At 63.4% G+C, this 22,423-nt stretch carries 21 protein-coding genes and 1 riboswitch; of the genes, 10 read left to right on the plus strand and 11 right to left on the minus strand.

What is annotated here, in order from left to right; genetic code table 11:
• The first annotated feature begins 81 nt into the window (after nt 1–81).
• The 8 genes from P8Q88_RS13935 (at nt 82) to mmsB (ending at nt 6,813) form a co-directional block, all read left to right on the plus strand.
• On the plus strand, nt 82–1,575 hold the full coding sequence (locus tag P8Q88_RS13935) for a CoA-acylating methylmalonate-semialdehyde dehydrogenase (RefSeq protein ID WP_278324432.1): 1,494 nt from the start codon (nt 82–84) through the stop codon (nt 1,573–1,575).
• 2 nt (nt 1,576–1,577) lie between these two features.
• The gene (locus P8Q88_RS13940) at nt 1,578–2,060 is read left to right on the plus strand and encodes a hypothetical protein (RefSeq protein ID WP_278324433.1); all 483 of its coding nucleotides are present in this window, start codon (nt 1,578–1,580) and stop codon (nt 2,058–2,060) included.
• 11 nt (nt 2,061–2,071) lie between these two features.
• Nucleotides 2,072–2,371 (plus strand): I78 family peptidase inhibitor, encoded by a 300-nt coding sequence (locus P8Q88_RS13945; protein WP_278324434.1) that lies wholly within the window; start codon nt 2,072–2,074, stop codon nt 2,369–2,371.
• Nucleotides 2,368–2,757, plus strand: coding sequence for a RidA family protein (locus tag P8Q88_RS13950; RefSeq protein ID WP_278324435.1), 390 nt, complete (start codon nt 2,368–2,370; stop codon nt 2,755–2,757). Before P8Q88_RS13945 ends, P8Q88_RS13950 begins: the two co-directional genes overlap by 4 nt.
• A gap of 48 nt (nt 2,758–2,805) precedes the next feature.
• Nucleotides 2,806–3,951, plus strand: a complete 1,146-nt coding sequence (locus tag P8Q88_RS13955; RefSeq protein ID WP_278324436.1) for an acyl-CoA dehydrogenase family protein — start codon at nt 2,806–2,808, stop codon at nt 3,949–3,951.
• Between the two features lie 7 nt (nt 3,952–3,958).
• Nucleotides 3,959–5,005: an enoyl-CoA hydratase/isomerase family protein gene (locus P8Q88_RS13960; protein ID WP_278324437.1), complete on the plus strand. Its 1,047-nt coding sequence runs from the start codon at nt 3,959–3,961 to the stop codon at nt 5,003–5,005.
• Nucleotides 5,006–5,070: 65 nt separating this feature from the next.
• The gene (locus tag P8Q88_RS13965; protein ID WP_278324438.1) at nt 5,071–5,853 is read left to right on the plus strand and encodes an enoyl-CoA hydratase-related protein; all 783 of its coding nucleotides are present in this window, start codon (nt 5,071–5,073) and stop codon (nt 5,851–5,853) included.
• Nucleotides 5,854–5,883: 30 nt separating this feature from the next.
• Nucleotides 5,884–6,813 (plus strand): 3-hydroxyisobutyrate dehydrogenase, encoded by a 930-nt coding sequence (mmsB, locus tag P8Q88_RS13970; RefSeq protein ID WP_278324503.1) that lies wholly within the window; start codon nt 5,884–5,886, stop codon nt 6,811–6,813.
• On the opposite strand, the gene P8Q88_RS13975 is transcribed toward mmsB, so the two are convergent.
• Complete coding sequence (locus P8Q88_RS13975; RefSeq protein ID WP_278324439.1) at nt 6,800–7,522, minus strand: Nmad3 family putative nucleotide modification protein; 723 nt, start codon at nt 7,520–7,522, stop codon at nt 6,800–6,802. The two genes, mmsB and P8Q88_RS13975, sit on opposite strands and share 14 nt — an antisense overlap.
• Nucleotides 7,523–7,587: 65 nt before the next feature.
• On the opposite strand from P8Q88_RS13975, the gene P8Q88_RS13980 reads away from it, so the two are divergent.
• Together P8Q88_RS13980 and P8Q88_RS13985 are read left to right on the plus strand one after the other, a co-directional pair.
• On the plus strand, nt 7,588–8,400 hold the full coding sequence (locus P8Q88_RS13980) for an NTP transferase domain-containing protein (RefSeq protein ID WP_278324440.1): 813 nt from the start codon (nt 7,588–7,590) through the stop codon (nt 8,398–8,400).
• A 17-nt stretch (nt 8,401–8,417) separates the two neighbouring features.
• Nucleotides 8,418–9,683 carry a lipopolysaccharide biosynthesis protein gene (locus tag P8Q88_RS13985; RefSeq protein WP_278324441.1) on the plus strand — a complete coding sequence of 422 codons (1,266 nt, stop codon included), beginning with the start codon at nt 8,418–8,420 and terminating at the stop codon, nt 9,681–9,683.
• 3 nt (nt 9,684–9,686) lie between these two features.
• On the opposite strand, the gene gcvPB is transcribed toward P8Q88_RS13985, so the two are convergent.
• From gcvPB to P8Q88_RS14035, 10 genes are all read right to left on the minus strand, one after another.
• On the minus strand, nt 9,687–11,297 hold the full coding sequence (gene gcvPB, locus P8Q88_RS13990; protein ID WP_278324504.1) for an aminomethyl-transferring glycine dehydrogenase subunit GcvPB: 1,611 nt from the start codon (nt 11,295–11,297) through the stop codon (nt 9,687–9,689).
• A gap of 68 nt (nt 11,298–11,365) precedes the next feature.
• Nucleotides 11,366–12,733, minus strand: a complete 1,368-nt coding sequence (gcvPA, locus tag P8Q88_RS13995; protein ID WP_278324442.1) for an aminomethyl-transferring glycine dehydrogenase subunit GcvPA — start codon at nt 12,731–12,733, stop codon at nt 11,366–11,368.
• 34 nt (nt 12,734–12,767) lie between these two features.
• Complete coding sequence (gene gcvH, locus P8Q88_RS14000; protein WP_278324443.1) at nt 12,768–13,139, minus strand: glycine cleavage system protein GcvH; 372 nt, start codon at nt 13,137–13,139, stop codon at nt 12,768–12,770.
• A gap of 4 nt (nt 13,140–13,143) precedes the next feature.
• Nucleotides 13,144–14,334, minus strand: a complete 1,191-nt coding sequence (gene gcvT / locus P8Q88_RS14005) for a glycine cleavage system aminomethyltransferase GcvT (protein ID WP_278324444.1) — start codon at nt 14,332–14,334, stop codon at nt 13,144–13,146.
• 153 nt (nt 14,335–14,487) lie between these two features.
• A riboswitch (glycine riboswitch) is annotated at nt 14,488–14,583 on the minus strand.
• Nucleotides 14,584–14,668: 85 nt separating this feature from the next.
• Complete coding sequence (locus tag P8Q88_RS14010; protein ID WP_278324445.1) at nt 14,669–15,859, minus strand: serine hydrolase domain-containing protein; 1,191 nt, start codon at nt 15,857–15,859, stop codon at nt 14,669–14,671.
• Nucleotides 15,860–15,895: 36 nt separating this feature from the next.
• A complete protein-coding gene (locus P8Q88_RS14015) occupies nt 15,896–16,834 on the minus strand; it encodes a sulfite exporter TauE/SafE family protein (protein ID WP_278324446.1) in 939 nt (312 codons plus the stop codon).
• Nucleotides 16,810–19,437, minus strand: a complete 2,628-nt coding sequence (gene metH, locus P8Q88_RS14020; protein ID WP_278324447.1) for a methionine synthase — start codon at nt 19,435–19,437, stop codon at nt 16,810–16,812. The genes P8Q88_RS14015 and metH overlap by 25 nt, the downstream gene beginning before the upstream one ends.
• A gap of 1 nt (nt 19,438) precedes the next feature.
• A complete protein-coding gene (locus P8Q88_RS14025; protein WP_278324448.1) occupies nt 19,439–20,479 on the minus strand; it encodes a homocysteine S-methyltransferase family protein in 1,041 nt (346 codons plus the stop codon).
• The gene (gene metF / locus P8Q88_RS14030) at nt 20,476–21,381 is read right to left on the minus strand and encodes a methylenetetrahydrofolate reductase [NAD(P)H] (protein WP_446532572.1); all 906 of its coding nucleotides are present in this window, start codon (nt 21,379–21,381) and stop codon (nt 20,476–20,478) included. The genes P8Q88_RS14025 and metF overlap by 4 nt, the downstream gene beginning before the upstream one ends.
• 17 nt (nt 21,382–21,398) lie before the next feature.
• The gene (locus P8Q88_RS14035; RefSeq protein WP_278324450.1) at nt 21,399–22,370 is read right to left on the minus strand and encodes an ArsR/SmtB family transcription factor; all 972 of its coding nucleotides are present in this window, start codon (nt 22,368–22,370) and stop codon (nt 21,399–21,401) included.
• Nucleotides 22,371–22,423 lie beyond the last annotated feature (53 nt).

A 22,423-nucleotide genomic window follows, 5' to 3' on the forward strand; every position in this document is an offset into this window, starting at 1 on the left:
GATGCCGGTTTCATTTGATACCGATTGATTTCGGACCTCTCGCTTGCCACAGCCGTTGGCAACAAAAGAGAGGATTCTGCCATGCGCCAAGTCGATCATTTCATTGTCGGGGATAGCCCGGCAGCCACCCGCAAGCACGAGATCTGGAACCCGTCGACCGGGGAGGTTCAGGCAAAGGTCGCGCTGGGCGATGCAGCCCTGCTGCAGCAGGCGGTCGACGCTGCGAAGAAGGTCCAGCCCGAATGGGCTGCAACCAATCCCCAGCGTCGTGCCCGCGTAATGTTCGAATTCAAACAATTGGTCGAGGCCAACAAGCAGGAGCTGGCCGAGTTGCTCTCCAGCGAACACGGCAAGGTCGTCGAAGACGCGCATGGCGACGTCCAGCGGGGGCTCGAGGTGATCGAGTTTGCCTGTGGCATCCCGCAGGCGCTCAAGGGAGAGTACACGCAGGGCGCGGGCCCCGGCATCGACGTCTATTCGATGCGCCAGCCGCTCGGCATCGGGGCCGGCATCACGCCGTTCAACTTCCCCGCCATGATCCCGATGTGGATGTTCGGCATGGCAATCGCAGCGGGCAACGCCTTCATCCTCAAGCCCTCCGAACGCGACCCCAGCGTGCCGGTGCGGCTGGCGGAACTGTTCCTGGAAGCGGGCGCGCCAGAAGGGCTGTTGCAGGTCGTCCACGGCGACAAGGAAATGGTCGACGCCATCCTAGACCACCCCGACATTCCGGCCATCAGTTTCGTCGGCTCGTCCGACATCGCGCAGTATATCTACTCGCGCGGCACGGCGAATGCGAAGCGCGTGCAGGCTTTCGGCGGGGCCAAGAACCACGGCATCGTCATGCCCGATGCCGATCTCGACCAGGTGGTGAACGACCTTGCCGGCGCGGCTTTCGGTTCGGCTGGCGAGCGCTGCATGGCGCTGCCCGTCGTAGTGCCCGTCGGCGAGGAAACGGCCGACAAGCTGCGCGAAAAGCTCATCCCGGCAATCAACGGCTTGCGTGTCGGCGTTTCGAACGATCCCGATGCGCACTACGGCCCCGTCGTCACACCAGAGCACAAGGCCCGCGTCGAAGGCTGGATCGACACGGCCGAGAAAGAGGGTGCCGAGGTTGTCATCGACGGCCGCGGCTTCTCGCTGCAGGGCCATGAGGACGGTTTCTTCGTCGGGCCGACGCTGCTCGACCGCGTGACGCCCGACATGGAAAGCTACAAGGAAGAAATCTTCGGTCCCGTGCTCCAGATCGTCCGCGCCAAGGATTTCGAGGAAGCCGTGAAGCTGCCGAGCGAGCACCAGTACGGCAACGGCGTCGCCATCTTCACGCGCAACGGCCACGCCGCGCGTGAATTTGCCAATCGCGTCAATGTCGGCATGGTCGGCATCAACGTGCCGATCCCGGTGCCCGTCAGCTATCACAGCTTCGGCGGGTGGAAGCGTTCCGGCTTCGGCGACATCGACCAGTACGGGATGGAAGGCCTCAAGTTCTGGACCAAGGCCAAGAAGGTCACCCAGCGCTGGCCGGATGGCGGCGGCGACGGCAGCAACGCGTTCGTCATTCCGACGATGGGGTAAGCATGTCGTTCAAGTTCTTCGCAAGCGTTTGCGCGCCGGCAGCCCTTCTCGCCTTGTCGGCTTGCGCGCAGGATGAGACCGCGCCCGTCGACAACGATGTCGCACCCGGCACCGTGCAGCAAGACACCTCGCTGGCGGATGAGACCGAGGAGGGCCCGACCCGCGCGCGTGATCTGTCCGAGATCCCCGAGCGGTTTCGCGGCATTTGGGACAGGCCGGAGGGAAGTTGCGAACCATACTCGAATTTCCGCGTCGAGATCGGTGCGCAGAAAGTCGCGTTCTACGAATCCACAGGCGAGGTGCGGGCACTGCGCATGGAGACGGATGATGCGCTCGTCGTCACCCTCGCCATGTCCGGTGAAGGGCAAAGCTGGGAGCAAACGACGCGGTTGACCCTGTCGAGCGACGCAGAGCTCCTGTCCATCGAGGACTCGCAGGTTTCGGGCGAAGATGCTACCGATGCCCGCAGGCGCTGCGACGCGTAGGGAGCGAGCAAATGCGATTTTTCATCCTAGCAATGCCATTGTGCCTCGCAGCCTGCGCTGGAGCTTACGGGACCGAACCCGGTCCGGTCGCAGCCAATGAGGACGGCGGCGAATGCGATGCCGGACCAGTCCAGTACCATGTGGGCCATGACGCCACCAACGACATGGGCGCAGCGATCCTGGCGGAAAGCGGCGCGCGAACGCTGCGCTGGGGCCCGCCCAATTCGGCCTGGACGATGGATTATCGCATGGACCGTGTGAACGTACGCTACGACGACGAGCAGACGATCACCGAGATCACCTGCGGGTGAACCAGCGCCGGCGCGCCTTTACCGGCTCTCCATTCGAAACGCAGTTCGGCTTCGCGCGTGCTGTGCGCGATGGCGACCGGATCATTGTGGCCGGCACCGGCCCGGTCGAGGACGACGGCTCCAGCACGGTCGGTGGTGCGCGTGAACAGGCCGAGCGCTGCTGCGCTCTGATTATCCGCGCAATCGAGGACCTTGGCGGTTCGGCAGGCGACGTCGTGCGCACCCGCATGTTCCTGACCGATCCATCGGACCAGCAGGCAGTCGACGAAGTGCATGCGCGCGTTTTCGGCGCGGCGCAGCCGGCTGCAACAATGGTGGGCTGCGCATGGCTCTGCCGACCGGAGTGGAAAGTCGAAATGGAGGCCGAGGCAATCGTCGCGTCCTGACGCGCCCGCCCCTTCCCTCGCCCCGCCCTCGGCGCTAGAGCGCAGCGCATGACAGGACAATTCCAGCTCACCGACGATCAGCTGGCCATTCAGGAAATGGCCCAGCGTTTCACCGCCGACAACATCACCCCGCATGCGGGCGAGTGGGACGAGAAGAGCCACTTCCCGCGCGAGGTGATCAAGCAGACCGCCGAACTCGGCTTCGGCGCGATCTATGTCTCGGAAGAAAGTGGCGGCATCGGCCTCGGCCGGCTCGAGGCGGCGCTGATCATGGAGGCCATGGCCTATGGCTGTCCCACGACCAGCGCGTTCATTTCGATCCACAACATGGCGGCATGGATGATCGACCAATTCGGCGGGCAGGGCGTGAAGGACAAGTACCTCCCCGACCTCGTCACGATGGAGAAGATCGCCAGCTATTGCCTGACCGAACCCGGCAGCGGGTCGGATGCGGCGGGCCTGAAGACCAGCGCCGTGCTCGATGGCGATCACTATGTGCTGAATGGTACGAAGCAATTCATCTCCGGCGGCGGAGTGAACGATGTTTACGTCACCATGGTCCGGACCTCCGATCACAAGACCAAGGGCATCACCTGCCTGGTGATCGACAAGGACACGCCGGGCGTCAGCTTCGGCGCACCGGAGAAGAAACTCGGCTGGAACGCCTCCCCCACCGCGCAAGTGATTTTCGAGGATGCCCGTGTACCGGTGGAGAACCGGGTGGGCGACGAAGGCGAAGGCTTCCGCTTCGCTATGATGGGCCTCGATGGCGGACGGCTGAATATCGGTGCCTGCTCGCTTGGCGGGGCGCAGCGCTGCCTCGACGAGGCAGTGGTCTACACCAAGGACCGCAAGCAGTTCGACACGGCTATCGCCGATTTCCAGAACACGCAGTTCATGCTGGCCGACATGGCCACCGATCTCGAGGCGGCGCGCGCGCTGCTCTATCTCGCCGCCGCCAAGGTCACCGATGGCGCGCCCGACAAGTCGCGCTTCTCCGCCATGGCCAAGCGGCTGGCGACCGACAATGGCAGCAAGGTCGTGAACGACGCGCTGCAACTGTTCGGCGGCTACGGCTATCTCAAAGACTATCCGATCGAACGCTTCTGGCGCGATCTGCGTGTCCACTCGATCCTCGAAGGCACGAACCAGGTCATGCGGATGATCGTGGGTCGCGACCTTTTGCGGCAGTGAGGGGCACATGACCGAAGACGTAAACATTCACCTCCACAGCCATGCAGGGCATATCTCGCTCAACCGGCCCAAGGCGCTTCATGCGCTGACGCTCGACATGTGCCATGCGATGAGCGCGGCACTGGCGGACTGGGCGTCGGACGACGCGGTGAAGGCCGTGATCCTCGACCATGCGGAGGGCCGCGGTTTCTGCGCCGGCGGGGACATCAATCTGCTGCGCCATTCCGCGCTGAACGATGGCGGAAAGAGCGGACGCGAATTCTTTCACGACGAGTATCAGCTCAACCACCAGATGTTCGAATATGCGAAGCCGATCGTGGCCTTCATGGACGGCATCACGATGGGCGGCGGCGTGGGCATCGCCATGCCGTGCAAGTATCGCGTCGCGACGGAAAACACGCGCTTCGCCATGCCCGAGACCGGCATTGGCCTCTTCCCCGATGTCGGCGGCGGCTGGCACCTCTCGCGCCTGGGGGGGCGGCTCGGTCAGTTCCTGGCGTTGACTGGCGCGCGGCTGGATGGGGCCGAATGCGTCTGGGCGGGGATCGCCACGCATTATCTCGACAGCGCCGACCTCGCCGAAGCGAAATCGCGCATCGCCGCCGGGCACGAGCCCGGGCAGGTGCTCAGCGCGCTGGGCAAGTCGCCGCCGGAAGCGCGTATCGCCGGAAATGCCGACCGGATTGCGAAACACTTCGCCTCCGATAGCTACGAGGATATCCTCGCAAGCCTGGAGGCGGACGACAGCGATTGGGCGGCCAAGGAATTGGCCACGCTGCGCACCAAGAGCCCGCAAACCTGCAAGGTTGCGCTGCGCCAACTTGCCGAAAGTCAAAATCTTGACAGCTTCGCAGACAACATGCGCATGGAGTATCGCATCGCCAGCCGCGTGCTGACCCGCCCCGATTTTGCCGAGGGCGTGCGCGCGGTGATCGTGGACAAGACGAACGATCCGAAATGGGATCCGGCAACGCCCGAGGGCGTGACCGAGGAATTGCTCGACAGCATCTTCGCACCCCTGCCCGATGCCGAGGAATGGACGCCCTTGCGATAGTCGTCATCCCGGCGAGGGATTGATCGATAACGACCCCGGCATTCGCTGGGATGACGGAGAATGAAATGAGCTACGAAACCATCACCGTCGATCAGCGTGACGCGGTTACGCTGATCACGCTCAATCGCCCGAAGGCGCTTAATGCTCTCAACAGCAAAGTGCTGGAAGAGCTGATCGAGGCCTTCGCCGCGTATCAGGCCGATGGCAGTCAGTTGTGCGCTGTCCTGACCGGTTCGGGCGACAAGGCCTTCGCCGCGGGGGCCGACATCAAGGAAATGAGCGAGAAGGAAGCGGCCGACTTCTATCTCGACGATTTCTTTTCGCCCTGGACCAGCGAGATCGTGAAGAAGACCCGCAAGCCGTGGATCGCCGCGGTCAACGGCTTTGCGCTGGGCGGCGGGTGCGAGCTTGCCATGATGGCGGACTTCATCATCGCCAGCGAGAACGCGAAGTTCGGCCAGCCCGAAATCAAGCTCGGCGTGGCCCCCGGCATGGGCGGCTCGCAGCGCCTGACCAAGGCCATCGGCAAGTCCAAGGCCATGGAAATGTGCCTGACGGGCCGCATGATGGGTGCGGAAGAAGCCGAGCGCAGCAATCTCGTCGCGCGCGTCGTGCCGCATGAGAGCTTGCTGGACGAAGCGATGAAGACCGCCGCACAGATAGCGAGCATGCCCCCGATGGCCGCGATCGCGAACAAGGAGATGGTCAACGCCGCCTTCGAGACCAGCCTAGATCAGGGCCTGATCATCGAACGCCGTATCTTCCAGATCCTCACCGCCAGCGAGGACAAGCAGGAAGGCATGGCCGCCTTCGTCGAAAAGCGCGAAGGCCAGTGGAAGGGTAGATAGCGCGTCGTCCCAGCTGAAGCTGGGACCGCTATCGGCTCGAGAGCGGCCGGCGATCCCAGCGTTCGCTGGGTTGACGAGAAACGGAGAGAAAACATGAAAATCGCCTTCATCGGCCTCGGCAATATGGGCGGCGGGATGGCCGCGAACCTCGTCAAGGCGGGGCATTCGGTCAATGCCTTCGACCTCTCGCCCGAAGCGCGCGGATCGGCAGAGAGCGGCGGCTGCGACGCCTATGATGATGCGGAGCGCGCCTGCGAAGGCGTCGATGCAGTGGTCACCATGCTGCCAAATGGCGAGATCGTGAAAGCCGTCTACGAGAACGATGTCTTCGGGCATGCCCCGGAAGGAGCAGTTCTGCTCGATTGCTCGACCATCGATGTCGCCACCGCCAAAGAGGTGATCGCCAAGGCCGAAGCTGCCGGATACGACATGGTCGATGCCCCTGTCTCCGGCGGGATCGCAGCGGCCAATGGCGGCACGCTCACCTTTATGGTGGGTGGTACCGAAAAAGCCTTCGCGCGCGCCGAGGAGGTGCTTCAGGCGATGGGCAAGGCGGTCATTCACGCAGGCGATGCAGGTGCGGGACAGACGGCCAAGATCTGCAACAACATGCTGCTCGCCATCTCGATGATCGGCACCGCCGAAGCGATGAAAATGGCCGAGAAGCTGGGCCTCGATCCGCAGAAATTCTACGAGATATCCAGCCAATCCTCGGGCTATTGCTGGTCGCTCAACGCCTATACGCCCATGCCCGGCGTCGGGGTCGAGAGCCCGGCGGACAATGATTACCAGGGCGGCTTTGCGACAGCGCTTATGCTGAAAGACCTGCGGCTCGCGATGGATGCAGCGCAGGATGTCGATGCGACCACCGTGCTCGGTGCAAAGGCAACGGAAATCTACGAAAAGCTCGCCGAGGAGCACGGCGCGCTCGACTTCTCCTCGGTCATCAAGACGCTCTGATCTCGTCGATGATGTGCCCGAGCCAGTCGCGCGGAGCCTTGCGCCGGCCGATGTCGGCGACGAATTCCTGACCGCGCGAAACGCTCCGCAAGCGACCGCCCCTCATCCACCGGTCGGACCGGTCGTGATAGCTGAGCCCGCCCGGCCGGAGCCAGTCGGGCCGCGTCCACAAGCTCGGCGGACCTTCGGGCACCGTCAGCCGGAGCGTATGGCTGGCGCGGCAAGCAAGATGACCCGGGCCCGCGTATATCGTATCGTTGGCGCCATGCATGGCGAGCGCATGCGGATGCGCCTTCTCGACGAGCCAGCCGGGGGCGCCCTGTGCCAGCGGAATCACTTCTTCCACCTTGAGATAGCCGAAGATGCGGTGATGAGGATCGCCACCCTCTTCCCGGAACAAGCCGAAAAACAGAAAGACATCGTCCACCCCGACGCCGCGATTGGCCAGATGCGTCTGCGCAGCGCCCACCTGCCCGAACAGGCAGGCGCCTTCCTCAAGGAACATCGGGTCGTGATGGCACATATTCTCGGCGTGATACCGACCCCTGCTGGCGCGATGAGCATGGTCGCCCATGCCAAGGTCGCCATAGCTGGTGCGTGATGCCGCGCCTGCGGGGATCGGCAGACTGACCGGCCGTCCGTCGACGATCGGAGACGGTCCGCCGCCCGATCCGCTGTCGAAGCCCTTGCGACTGAAGATAATCCGCATGAAGCCCGCGCTGCCCGCTATCCGGCAAGGTGACAACCCCACACTTCGCGACTAAATGCGCGCCCATGGCTACACAGACATCGGACAAGATTACCGCCCTCGTCATGGCAGGAAAGCGCTCCGGCGTGCTCGACCCCCTCGCCGAGCGCGCGGGTGTCGCGCAGAAATGCGTCGTGCCGGTCGGCGGTATGCCGATGATCGAGCGGGTCATAAAAAATGTCGCCGCCTGCGACCGTATCGGCGAAATCCGTGTGGTGGCACACGAGCCGGACGAAATCGCGGAGATCCCATCGATCAAGGCGCTGATGGACGAGGGGCGGCTCGTCTTCAGGCCCGGTGCCTTCAACCTCGTCGACAGCGTTTTTTCCGGTGCGGAAGGTGCCGGCTATCCGATCCTCATCACCACGGCCGACAACTGCCTGTGGCTGCCGCATGACTATGCCGAGTTCATCGACAAGGCCCTCGCCTCACAGGCAGGCGCGGCGGCGGCCCTCGCGCGCAAGGAAGGCGTCATTGCCGCAGATCCTGTCGGCCAAAAGAAATTCTACGAATTTTCCGACGGCGGCTTTTCCAATTGCAACACCTACTGGATCGGCAGTGCCGAGGCTCTGGGTGCGGCGGAAATCATGCGCGGTGGTGGGCAGTTCGTGAAATATCCCAGCCGCATCGCGAAGGCCTTCGGCGTCGCCAACCTCGTCCGCTTCTTTCTCGGCTGGGGAACGAAGGAAAAACTTTTCGCGCAGGTTTCGCACCGCTTCGGCTTCAAGCTGGTTCCGATCGAAATGAGCAATGGCTATTGCGCGATCGACGTCGATAACGAACGCACGTTCGAGGTTACCGAACGCCTACTGGCCAAGCGGGGCTCGACCGCCGCCTGAGGCGGTGGGGACCTGCGATGAAACGCCTCCTCCGCAACATCGGCTGGCTGCTGAGCGGCCGCGGCGTCAATGCTGTTCTCAGCCTCGTCTATCTCGCACTCGCCACCCGGACGCTGGGCCTCGACGGTTTCGGCTATTTCGCACTCATCGTCGCGTTGGGGCAGACGGTCACCGGTCTCGCCAATTTCCAGACATGGCAATTTGTCGTGCGCTGGGGCGCGGGCGAGGATGGCCCGGCCGAGGCGACCGGCTTCGCGATTGCGCTCGATATTCTGTCGATCGCGCTTGGAACGGTCCTCGCGGCGGCGCTGTGCTGGTCGGCGCAGTTCTGGCTGCCATTGCCCCCGGACTTGCTGTGGCTCGCCTTCGGTTTCTGCATGGTGTCGCTGTTGGCCATCCGGACGACGCCCACCGGCCTGCTGCGATTGCGCTTCGAATATGGCCGCGCGACGGCGGCCGAGGCCGTGCAGCCTGTGATCCGGGCCGCAGGAGCGATACTCGCCGCCATCTTCATGCCCAGCGTTACCGGCTTCATCATCGCCTGGGCCGCCGCAGAGGTCTGCGTGGCCGCCGCGCTCTGGTTCGCCGCTGGCCGAACCGAGCGGATCGACTTGTCACAAATCAGCCTGTGGCGCCTGCCCCGCGATCATCCGGGCGCGTGGAAGTTCGTCTGGTCGACCAACCTCACCGGCAGCCTCAACGTCGGGTCGAAGCAAGTGCTTATCCTGCTGGTCGGCGCCATCGGCGGCGAGGCCTTCGCCGGCGGTTTCCGCGTCGCCAGCCAGCTTGGCCAGGCTCTCGTCAGCCTTGCCCAGACGGTGTCGAAGGCAATCTATCCCGAGCTGGTCCATGCACGCGACGCCGCTCACGACATGGCGCGGCGGATGGCAAATATCGCGCTCGTCGGGGGTGGGCTGGCCGTGCTGGTGGCGATATTCCTGGGGCGGCCTGGCCTTGTCCTGATTGCCGGTCCGGAATTTCGCGTGGTCTATTGGGCGATGGTCATCCTGGCGATTGCCGGCGCGATCGAGCTGGTCGGGGCGAGTCTCGAATCCCTTCTGGTCAGCGCCGGGCGTGCGGGCACCGCCTTCGTCATGCGCGCCGTGCCGACGGTGCTCGGCCTGTCCCTTCTCCAGGTCGCAATGGACTGGAACGGCCTCAAGGGTGCCGCCTTCACTGTTCTGGGATCGAGCGCACTGTCGGTGATCGGCTTCTGGGTGGCGGTGATCTCGCTCAGCCAGATCACCATCACCGTGGAAGCCAAGCCCGACAAGTCTGACTAGCGATTACCGCCCGCCGATTTCGCTGGCGACCGGCGTGCCGGAGGGTGCGCCCTGATCCTTGTACGCAAGTACCGGTTTCCTGGCTGCCTGCGTCTCGTCCAGACGGCGACGCGGGGCATAGAAGGGCGCGGTTTTCAGTGTTTCGTCGCCTGCCTTGGCACGTTCCGCCACGCTGCGCAGCGCAAGGATGAACTGGTCGAGCGCCGCCTTGCTTTCGGTCTCGGTCGGTTCGACCAGCATCGCGCCGTGCACCACGAGCGGGAAGTACATCGTCATCGGATGGAAGCCCTCGTCGATGAGGCCCTTGGCCAGGTCCAGCGTCGACAGCCCTTCGCCAAAACCTTTGTCGCTGAACAGCGCCTCATGCATGCACGGGCCGCTGTGCGCGAAAGGAGCGTCGAGCACATCTTCCAGGCTGCGCAGGATGTAATTGGCATTCAGCACCGCATCCTCGGCTACCTGCCGCAATCCATCCGCCCCGTGGCTGAGGATATAGGTCAGCGCGCGGGTGAACATGCCCATCTGCCCATGGAAGGCAGTCATGCGCCCGAAATGCTGCAAGGGCCCGCCGAAATGCTCCTTGGCGAAGGACTCCGCATCCTCCTCCTCTACGAGATGAACGACACCGTCCTTCGTGCGCGAAGTATAAGGGAGCGGCGCAAACGGGCTGAGCGCTTCGGACAAAACGACCGGGCCAGAGCCGGGACCGCCACCCCCATGCGGGGTGGAGAAGGTCTTGTGCAGATTGATGTGCATCGCATCCACGCCGAGATCGCCGGGGCGAACCTTGCCGACAATGGCGTTGAAATTCGCACCGTCGCAATAGACGAAGCCGCCCGCTTCGTGGACCGCGTCCGAGATTGCCTTCAGGTCACGCTCGAACAGGCCAAGGGTGGAGGGATTGGTGATCATCACGCCCGCCACGTCCGGGCCGAGCCGGTTCTTGAGCGCCTCGAAATCGACGCGGCCGTCCGAATTGGCCGGGATGTCCTCGATCTCGTAGCCGGCGAAGGCGGCAGTGGCGGGATTGGTGCCATGCGCGCTTTCTGGCACGAGGATGACCTTGCGGGCATCGCCGCGCGCTTCCAGCGCGGCGCGGATGCAGAGGATGCCGCAAAGCTCGCCATGCGCGCCGGCCTTGGGGCTCATCGCCACGGAGTGCATGCCGGTGAGCTTGATCAGCCAGAACGCCAGTTCGTTGACCACTTCCAGCGCGCCGCGCACGGTATCGACCGGCTGAAGCGGGTGGACGTCCGCAAAGCCAGGCATCCGCGCGACCTTTTCGTTGAGCCGCGGATTGTGCTTCATCGTGCAGCTGCCGAGCGGAAACAGGCCGAGGTCGATGGCATAGTTCTGACGACTAAGCCGCGTGTAGTGGCGCACCGTCTCGGGCTCGGTCAGGCCGGGCAGTCCGATCGGGTCGCTCCGCTCGAAATCGCCGAGCCGGTTAGCCGGCGCCGGCGTCGGCGGAGTTGGCTGGTCCACCCCTGCAAGGTCCAGCTTGGCTGCGAAGTCGAAATCGACCCCGGTTGTCTCGCTGTGGCCGATCTCGAACAGCAGCGGTTCTTCCAGCATCAGCGCGCGGTTGCCCGTGGCGGTATCGGGACCGCTCATGGCGTTATGCCCCTCGACGGGCGTGCCGGGCTTCCAGCCGGATGCATTCGGGGTTTTCGTCGGCGCGTTCATGCCAGCACCTCCTCAAGCGCGGAGGCAAGGGTTTCGATATCCTCCTCCGTGGTGGTTTCGGTCACCGCGACAAGCAGCCCGTTGGCGAGCCCCTCGTTACCCGGGAAGAGACGCCCCAGCGAAACGCCGGCCAGAATTCCCTTGGCGGTGAGATCGCGTACGATTTGCCGCGCATCGCCATCGAGCAATACGGCGAATTCGTTGAAGAAGGTCTCGTTCAGCACCTCGACACCCGGCACCTTGGCGAGGCGGTCTGCGGCCAGGCAGGCAAGGCGATGGTTTTCCGCGGCAAGGGCGCGCAGCCCTTTTTCGCCGAGCAAAGTCATGTGAACGCTGAAAGCAAGTGCGCACAGGCCCGAATTGGTGCAGATGTTCGATGTCGCCTTTTCGCGGCGGATATGCTGTTCACGCGTGGACAGCGTCAGCACGAAGCCGCGCTTGCCCTCCGCATCGATTGTTTCGCCGCACAGGCGGCCGGGCATCATGCGGACATGCTTTTCGTCGCGAACGGCGAAGAGGCCCAGATAGGGCCCGCCGAATTGCAGGCCGACACCGATCGCCTGGCCTTCGCCGACCACGATGTCCGCGCCCAGCTCGCCGGGCGATTTCACTGCGCCCAGGGCCACCGGCTCGGTATTGACCGCGATGACCAGCGCGCCCTTCTCGTGCGCGGCCTTGGCGATCTTCGCAATGTCGGGAAGGCGGCCGAGGATATCCGGATATTGCACCACGACGCAGCTCGTATTCTCGTCGATCCGGGCGATGAGGCCATCATCATCCGGCTTGGCTGTCAGGCTGGGCGGCGCACCGGCGATGTCGTCTTCGGTGAACTTGGCCATGGTCCTGACGACCTCGGCATAATGCGGATGCAGCGCGCCTGACAGCACGACCCTGGGCTTCTTCCCGCGCGCGATGCGGCTGGCCATGGCCACCGCCTCCCAGCAAGCGGTCGAACCATCGTACATGCTCGCATTGGCGACCGCGCAGCCATAGAGGCGCGCAACCTGCGTCTGGAACTCGAACAGCATCTGCAGCGTGCCCTGTGCGATTTCCGGCTGGTAGGGCGTATAGGCAGTCAGGAATTCGCCGCGCTGGATGATGTGATCGACCGTGGCCGGCACATGGTGCTTATAGGCGCCAGCCCCGAGAAAGAATGCCGCATCTGCCGCGGCAAGATTCTTCTTGCTCAGCCGGCGCATGTGCTTCTCGACCGCCATCTCGCTGGCGTGCATCGGCAGGCCCTCGATCGGCCCGTCGAGCCGCGCCGTTTCCGGAACGTCAGCGAAGAGCGCGTCGATATCACTCGCGCCGATCTTCTGGAGCATCGCCGAACGGTCGGCATCGGTCAGGGGTAGGTAGCGCATGTCGTTTCCTTCGCGCCCATGCGGGCGCCACGTGTCAGAGGCTGTCGCAGAAACTCTTGTAGGCCTTGGCGTCCATCAGGCCCTCGAGCTCGCTCCTGTCGCCGATGGCGAGCTTGAAGAACCAGCCGTTCTCCTCGGGCGAGGTGTTTACCAGCGCCGGGTCTTCCTCAAGCGCCTCGTTGGTTTCCATGATCTCGCCGCTGATGGGTGCGTAGACGTCGCTGGCGGCCTTCACGCTCTCGACCACGGCTGCGTCCTTGCCCTTGTCGATCACGCTGCCGACTTCCGGCAGTTCGACAAAGACGATATCGCCCAGCTGTTCCTGAGCGTAATCGGTAATGCCGACGGTGGCGGTATCGCCTTCCACGTCGATCCATTCGTGTTCGTCGGTAAAGTAACGCGCCATCGGGTCAGCTCCCTCGGTAATAGTTGTGCGGGACGAAGGGCAGGCTCACCACTTTCGCCGCTAGTCTCTTGTTACGAACCACAATCTCCAGATCGGTTCCCTCGGCGGCGTGCCCGACCTTGACGTATCCCATGGCGATCGGGTGGCCGAGCGTAGGCGAGAAACCGCCACTGGTGATGCGGCCCACCTTCTCGTCGCCCGCGAATATTTCGGCCCCTTCACGTGCCGGCATGCGGCCTTCCAGGGTCAGGCCGACGCGGCGTTCGCTGGGTCCGGATTCCATCAGCGTCCTGACCGCTTCGAACCCCATCCAGCCGCCGGTTTCGCGGCGCTTCTTCGTCAGCGCGAAGGCAAGGTCGGCGCTGACCGGATCGACCGTGTCGGTCATGTCGTGGCCGTAAAGCGGCAGGCCTGCCTCGAGCCGCAGGCTGTCACGAGCGCCGAGGCCCGCCGGGCGGACTTCGATCTCGGCGCAGAGGCGGTCGCACAGCGACTCTGCGAATTCGGCAGGCACCGAAATCTCGAAGCCGTCTTCGCCAGTATACCCGGCGCGCGTGATGCGCAGCGGCCACTCGCCGAAGTCATGCTCCAGCGATTGCATGAATACGAGCTGTTCGGGGACACCGCGCATGATGCGGTTGAGGGCAGTCGCGGCATTGGGGCCCTGCAGGGCGACCAGCGCGTGATCGTCCATATGCGTCAGCGTGACCTCATCATCGAGATGTTCGCGCAGATGAGCGATATCGTCCCACTTCATCGCACCGTTGACGACGATGTAATAGGCCGGTTCTCCCCAATGGCCTTCGGTACCGGCTTCCTCGTCAGCCTCGATCCAGGGCGTGGCATTGGTCACCATCAGATCATCGAGAATGCCGCCCTCGTCATTGAGCAATAGCGAGTAGCGAACCCGGCCCGGCTTGAGCGTGGCAATCGCGCCAGGGAGCAGCTTTTCCAGCTCTTCCGCGGCTTTCTCGCCCGTGACCATCAGCTGGCCCATGTGGCTGACATCGAACAGTCCGGCATTGCTGCGGGTCCATTCGTGTTCGGCAACGATGCCGCCGCCCGAATCCTTGTTGTACTGGATGGGCATCCAATATCCGGCGAATTCGACCATGCGCGCACCCTTGCCGCGATGCCATGCATCGAGCGGCAGCGTGCCGGTTCCGGCTTCGTCCTGTTCGTGATCTTCGCTCAAGTCCCGTCCTTCAAAGCATGGGAGCGCCTGCGCAGGCGCGAATTTCAACCCATGCCCCCTCTGTCGGGAAACCTGAGAGACTGGCCCGTAAATGGACGGGCTTACCCCTTCGGTGGCAGACCGCGGCTGCGGCCAGCGCTTTCCAGAGTGTCGATGGCCTGCACGGTCCCTTGGCCTGAGAGTTTCCGGGGCGGTTGCTCCTTCGGCGGCACGGAGACGAAGCCCCGCACGCTCTCCCGTGCATGCCTGCCACAGAATCGCTCCCGTGGCCGACGCCTGCTGCACTGCGACATTCCCTGCACAGCGTCAATTGCCAAGCGACGCCGCGCCTGTCCTATTTCCCCGCTTCTGTCGCCGCGAGCATGGCACGACGAGCAAATGCGACCTCTTCCGGCGCGAACCCGCCCTCGTCCGGCACGGTACGCTCGGGCACCTGAGTGATGAAGTAGGCGATGCTTTTCCCCTTATAAGCATCGAACCAGAGGCCGGAGCGCAGGCTGTATGCTTCGCCGGCGTGCCCCATCGGCCTGTCATAGGGACCGAACAGGTCGTTTTTGCAGGTTTTCCCGAGCGGATTGAGAAACTGGACGCCGAGCCCGTAAGCACAGAAAAACTCCTGGTCTCCGGTGCCGTTGGCTGCGGCGGACAGGACGATCGCCGACCATGCCTTCGGTGAAAGAAATCCGCCTTCGCCGCCCTTGATCACCGCCTGACCTAGCCTGGCGAGGTCCACCATCCCGATCCGAACACCCCCTTGCGGCGAGAAGATCGAGGCATTGGTGCCGGGAACGTAATCCTCGAGCGAACACTCGACGCCCTCAGCGATCGGAAAAGTGCAATTGGGCGGAAGATCCCCCGCATCGTCGCGCGCCACCTCGCCTGTGCTGCGATAAAGCGTCACGGCGCGCGCCACGGTGTCCTCCCCGCAGCCGATCCAGTTGAGGCACGCATCGATACCAAGGGGCGCGAAGATGAGGCGATCGACCAGCCTGTCGTAGCGCTCACCGCTTGCCGCCTCGAGCACGGTCGCGACGACCGGTGAGCCGAGATTGGCATATTCGAACGGCGCCTGTCCCGGAGGCGCATCAGCGTACCACGCCTCCGGCTGCGCGAGTTTCGCTTCAAGGCTTTCGCCCAGGGGGATGACGTAACCGGCATCGTCACGCAGGCCCGATCTGTGGGACAGGAGCTGTGCAAGCGTGACCTTGGCACCGGGGTATGCCGGGTTGCGGACGGACCAGCCAAGATATTCGGACACATCCGCGGACAGATCGACCCTGCCTTCGTCGGCCAGCCGCAAGGTGGCCAGTGCCATGATGAACTTGGAAATGCTGGCGATCCGCACAGGGTCGTTGGCTTCCACTGGTCGGAATGTCGCCTGGTTCGCCACACCTTGCACGATAACCGGATCGATGCTGTCGCGATCGAAGACCACGGCGACCCCGGCCGGCGGAATGGGGTCCGGCTCGGCGATTGTGGCGCATCCGCAAAGCGACAGCGCGGCGGCGAGAATGGCAATTCGCATGCGAACGAGATGGCTGCCCGGGCTGGCCGAAGTCAATTACCGATTGAGCCAGAGCAGATAGAGCGCCGACAGGACGATCCAGCCGCCGTCCAGCGTCTTCAGCCGTCGCGCGCCGAGCCAAAGCGCGATGGGCCGCGCGAGGAAAGCGCCGATCATCGCGCCGGGCGCCGCCAGCAAAACGACCTCCCACTGGATCGTCCCCGCGCCGACGTGCCAGACCGAGCCCGCGATGACACTGACGGCCGAAATCAGGCAGGCCGTGCCCGTGCATAACAGAACGGGATAGTGGCGTATGAAGAGGTAAAGTGCGACCAGCTCGCCAATCCCGACCGAGAACAGCGCAGTGAGTATGCCGCCGGGTATCGCCAACAGGAGAAGGAAGAGCAGGTCGGTGCGTTCGAGCCGGGTCTTCTCGGGCCGTTTGAGATTGACCGTCCAGGTAGAGGCGACGAGCGCGATGCCGAGCAGGATGGAGAAGAGCTTGTACCCCATCAGCACCGCATGCTGGTCGAACGCCGTTACCCGCTGAGTGACCAGCATGGCAGGCAGGGACAACGCCAGCACAGCCAGGGCGACAGTGAAAAAGTCGATCGGTCGCACAAGCGCGTGCAGCGCGTCGGGTGCAGGCTGATGATACAGCCGGTCGGTCCAGCGAAGCGCGCCCATGGTCATGCCGAAGCTCTGAATCGCCATCGACACGCCGACCACCTGCAGCGGCTGGAGGTCCATCACCGCCCATTCGCGCAGGGCATTGAACACCGGCACGAACACGACCCCGCCCCCGGTGCCCGAGGTATTGGCAATGATCGCGCCGATGACCCCTACGCCGGGAAGAAACGCTAGTTGCCGCAGCAGATCGGGCGCGTAGGGAACGACCAGCAAAAGCCCGACGTAGGCCGCCGCCAACAGTAAAGCGCCGATCGCGACGAGCCGGCCTTTCGGCAGGGCCGTCAATCGAGGTTGGGTCGGAGCCATCGTTCGGCAGTCGCCATGTCGACGCCGCGGCGACGCGCATAGTCCTCCAGCTGGTCGCGGCCGATGCGGGCGACTCCGAAATACTGGCTTTCCGGGTGGCCGAAATAGAACCCGCTGACTGCCGAAGTGGGATACATGGCGAAGTTCTCCGTCAGGGAGAGCCCCACGTTCCGTTCCGCATCCAGCAGGTCGAACAGGATCGGCTTCAGACTGTGATCAGGACATGCCGGATAGCCCGGTGCAGGCCGAATGCCGCGATATTTTTCCTTGATCAGCGCCTCGTTGGTCAGCTGTTCCTGTGGCGCATAGCCCCACAGATCGGTGCGGACATGCTGGTGAAGCCGTTCGGCGAAGGCCTCGGCAAAGCGGTCTGCCAAGGCCTTTAGCAGGATGTCGGAGTAATCGTCCTTGTCGTCCAGGAAACGCTTGGAATGCTCCTCGATGCCATGGATACCGACCGCAAATCCGCCGAGCCAGTCGCCTGCCGGGTCGATGAAATCGGCAAGGCACATATTCGCCCGATCGCGCGATTTCTTCACCTGCTGGCGCAGGAAAGGCAGGACGACATGCTCTTCGCGATCAGCGAGATGCAGCGTCACATCGTCACCATCGCGGGCGCAAGGCCAGAAGCCCGCGACGCCTCGCGCGGTCAACCAACTTTCACCGATGATGCGGTCGAGCATGGCATTGGCGTCGGCGAAGAGCTGCTCGGCCGTCTCGCCGACCACTTCGTCCTTCAGGATTGCGGGGAAAGTGCCATGCAATTCCCAGGCACGAAAAAACGGCGTCCAATCGATATATTCGCGCAATTCCCCAAGTGACCAGTCGTCGTACACGTGAACGCCCGGTTGCAAAGGCGGAGCAGCCTTGTCCGACAGGAATGCATCATAATAATTGGCACGCGCATCCTCGATCGGGAGGAGGACGCTCTGCCCTTTGCCTTCCCGGGCAGCCCGGACTTTTTCGTATTCTCCCGCGGTGCTTTCCACGAATTCGTCGCGCTGCGTGTCCGATAAGAGGCGGCTGGCGACACCGACCGCGCGGCTCGCGTCGAGCACGTGGACGACCGGGCCTTCATAGGCCGGATCGATCCGCAGCGCGGTGTGCACCTTGCTCGTTGTCGCTCCGCCGATGAGCAGCGGCATGGTCATCTCCGCACGCTGCATCTCTTCGGCAACCGTCACCATCTCGTCGAGCGAGGGAGTGATCAGCCCTGACAAACCGATCATGTCGGCGTCGTTCTCGTTCGCCGCCTCCAGGATCTGCGACCACGGCACCATTACGCCGAGGTCGATTACCTCGTAGCCGTTGCACTGCAGGACAACGCCGACGATGTTCTTTCCGATATCGTGCACGTCTCCCTTCACGGTCGCCATCACGATCTTGCCCTTGGCCTTGCGCTCGGCTTCGGGGAGCAGGTCCTTTTCCGCCTCGATGAAGGGAATCAGGTGGGCAACGGCCTTTTTCATGACGCGGGCGGATTTCACCACCTGCGGCAGGAACATCTTACCGCTGCCGAACAGGTCGCCGACGACGTTCATGCCGTCCATAAGCGGGCCTTCGATCACCTCGATCGGCCGGCCACCCGAGGCTGCGACAAGCTCGCGCGCTTCTTCGGTATCGGCCACGACATGCGCATCGATGCCTTTCACCAGCGCATGTTCGAGCCGCCTTTTCACATCCCAGCCGCGCCATTCCTCGGCCGCTTTCTCATCGGCGGCGCTCTTGCCCTTGTAGCTTTCGGCGAGATCGATCAGGCGCTCGGTCGCATCCCGCCGACGCATCAGGATCACGTCCTCGCACGCATCGCGCAGCTCGGGGTCGATCTGATCGTAGACGTCGAGCTGGCCCGCGTTGACGATCGCCATGTCGAGGCCAGCGGGGATCGCGTGGAACAGGAACACCGAATGCATCGCGCGGCGTACGGTCTCGTTGCCGCGAAAGCTGAAGGAGAGATTTGACAGGCCCCCGCTGGTCTTCGCGTGCGGGCATCGCTGCTTTATCTCGCGCACAGCCTCGATGAAGTCGAGCCCATAGCGGTCGTGGTCCTCGATCCCTGTCGCCACGGCAAAGATATTGGGGTCGAAGATAATGTCTTCCGGCGGAAAGCCGATGCCGGTGAGCAGATCATAGGCGCGCGCGCAAATTTCGACCTTGCGCTCCTTGGTATCGGCCTGACCTTCTTCGTCGAAAGCCATGACGACAACGGCCGCGCCATAATCCATGCATTTGCGAGCGTGAGCGAGGAATTCGGCCTCGCCCTCCTTCATGCTAATAGAGTTCACGATCGGCTTGCCCGACACGCATTTGAGGCCAGCTTCGATCACGCTCCATTTCGAGCTGTCGATCATCACCGGAACGCGCGCAATATCCGGTTCGGCGGCAATCAGCTTGAGGAAGGTCGTCATCGCCTTTTCGGCATCGAGCAGACCTTCATCCATGTTGACGTCGATCACCTGCGCGCCGTTCTCGACCTGCTCGCGCGCGACCTCCACGGCAGTTTCGTAATCGTCCGCCATGATCAGCTTCTTGAACCGGGCCGAGCCGGTCACATTCGTACGTTCGCCGATATTGACGAAGCGGGCAGTTGTCAGGTCGGGCATGTCAGGCAGCAATCGTGAAGGGTTCGAGGCCGGCGAGGTGCATTTCGGGATCGATGGTCGGCAGGGGACGCGGCGCAAGGCCTTCGACCGCTCTCGCCATCGCGGCAATATGGTTGGGCGTGGATCCGCAGCACCCGCCGAGCGCATTGACGCGGCCGTTTTCGGCCCAGACGCGGGTCAAAGAAGCTGTAGTTTCCGGCACCTCGTCATATTCGCCGAGATCGTTGGGCAGGCCTGCATTCGGATAGGCCATCAGATAGGTGTCCGCCACGTCCGAAAGCAGCTGGACATGCGGACGCAACTGCTCCGCGCCGAAGCTGCAGTTGAGGCCGATGGTCAGAGGCTTCGCATGGCGCACCGTGTACCAGAATGCTTCGACGGTATGGCCGGACAGGTTGCGGCCCGACAGGTCCGTCAGCGTAAGCGAGATCATCAGCGGGATATCGCGCTCCAGCTCGCGCTCGAGCTGCTTCACCGCCATGATCGCGGCCTTGCAATTGAGCGTGTCGAACACGGTTTCGACAAGGATGAAATCCGCACCACCTTCCAGCAGAGCGCGGCATTGCTCCACATAAACCTCAACGATCTCGTCGAATGTGACCTCGCGAAAGCCCGGGTCCTCGACATCGGGCGAGAGCGACAGCGTCTTGTTGGTGGGCCCGACTGCGCCAGCTACGAAGCGCGGCACGCCATCGGTTCGTGCGTCGATGGCCTCGCGAATGATCCGCGCGGCCGAAACGTTGATATCGTGGACGAGTGCTTCCGCGCCATAATCCGCCTGGCTGATGCGGTTGGCGTTGAAAGTATTGGTAGCGAGAATGTGGGCGCCGGAATCGATGTAGTTGTCGCAGATCGCGCGGATGACCTGAGGCTGGGTCAGGTTCACGAGATCGTTATTGCCCTTCTGATCCTGCGCAAGGCCGGTGTCGCCGGCATAATCCTCGGCCGCCAGCTTCGCGCGCTGGATCTCGGTGCCATAGGGCCCGTCCTTGATCAGGATGCGGCTCGCCGCGGCGGCGGCAAACTCTTCGCGTTTCGTCATGTCGATGCCTTCTGGCGCAGCCCGAGCATGTGGCAGATCGCATAGCTCAGCTCGGCGCGATTGAGGGTGTAGAAATGGAACTGGCGCACGCCGCCTGCATACAGGCGTCGGCAAAGCTCGGCAGCGATGGTTGCGCTGACCAGCTGGCGCGCTTCGGGTTTTTCGTCGAGCCCGTCGAACAGACCCTCCATCCAGTCGGGGATCGCGGTCCCACACAGGCCCGACATCCGCTGGACGGCCGCAAAGCTTAATACCGGCATGATCCCGGGCACGATCTCGCCCTCGATCCCGGCCGCGGCTGCGCGGTCTCGAAACTCGAAAAAGCATTCCGGTTCGAAAAAGAATTGGGTGATTGCGCGGGTCGCCCCTGCATCGAACTTGCGCTTCAGATTATCGAGATCGTGCTGACGATCGGGAGAATCCGGATGAACCTCTGGATAGGCGGCGACCGAAATCTCGAAATCGGCGACCTGCTTGAGGCCTGCAATGAGTTCTGCAGCGTTGGCATAGCCGCCGGGATGGGGCGTGTAGGCCGTGCCGCCCTCGGGCGGATCGCCGCGCAGCGCGACGATGTGGCGCACGCCCTCTTCCCAGTACTCGCGCGCGACCCCGTCGACCTCCTCGCGGGTCGCATTGACGCAGGTCAGGTGCGCCGCAGCCGGCAATGCGGTCTCGTTCACGATGCGGCGAACCGCGGCATGAGTGCGCTCGCGCGTCGAGCCGCCGGCGCCATAGGTCACCGAAACAAAGCGCGGACCAAGCGGGGAGAGCATCTCGACGCTCTGCCACAGGGTTTCTGCCATCTTCTCGTTTTTGGGCGGGAAGAATTCGAAGCTCACCTCGATGTCGCCCGGCAAGCCGGAGAAAAGCGGCGCTTCGAGAGCGCGCTGCATCTCGCGCATCTGATTCAATGTCGGGCTCACGAAGCCACCTTCCTTACTTGTTCCTTGCGGTCCGCGATCCAGATTTTCACCACCAGCTCCCCATCCTCAAGCGCTGTCGTGGCTTGGGGCGCGAACCCCGCTTCCGTCAGCAGGCCGCGCATTTGCGCCTCGTCGAAGCCGAGCCGGACATGGGCATAGCGTTCGCGAAATTCCTCATGCTGGTGCGCGGCAAAATCGACGATCGCAATCCGTCCGCCAGGCCGCAGCACTCGCGCCGCTTCGCGCAGAACATCGCGCGGAGCCTGCGCAAAATGCAGGACTTGGTGGAACAGCACCGTGTCGAAGGACGAGGCCTGAAAAGGAAGCGCGCCAAAATCGCCCTGCACCAACTCGACCCGCTCTGCCGGCAGGTTCTGCAATTTGGCCCGGGCAACGCGCAGCATGGCGAGGCTCTTGTCGAGTGCAACGATGTGGTCGGCCCTCTCCGCGAACAGTTCCGCCATCCGCCCGGTGCCCGTGCCGATATCGAGCAGGCGTCCGAGGCCTGCTGGCTCAAGCGCCTCCGCAAGCGCCTGTTCGATCTTTTCGTCCGAGCTGTGCAATCGCCGCAAGGCATCCCAGTCGTCGGCATGTCGGGCGAAATAGCTCTGCGCCTCTGCTTCCCGCGCTTCGCGTATTTCGGCGAGTTTGCGCCGGTCCGTCGCACAGATTTCGGAGAATTGGTCGTCGGCCTTCTCAGCACTGGAGAGCAACCGTTGTGCAGCAGCCACCAGCGAGGGTTCGTTTTGAGCTGCCGAGGCTGTCCTCACGAAAGTCCAGCTGCCTTCGCGTCGGCGCTCCGCAAGTCCTGCATCGCACAGGATACCGATATGCCGTGAAACGCGCGGCTGGCTTTGCGCCAGAACCTGCGCAACTTCGCCCACTGCCAATTCCATCGAATCCAGCAGTCGCATTATCCGGAGGCGCGTGGGATCGGCCAGCGCGCGAAAGATGGTCTCGGTTCGCATCGAGGAATGGATATAGAGATATTTTTATATCTGTAAATGAGATTGCGGCTGGC

The sequence above is a fragment of the Qipengyuania marincola genome (assembly GCF_029688625.1).
Taxonomy (GTDB): domain Bacteria; phylum Pseudomonadota; class Alphaproteobacteria; order Sphingomonadales; family Sphingomonadaceae; genus Qipengyuania.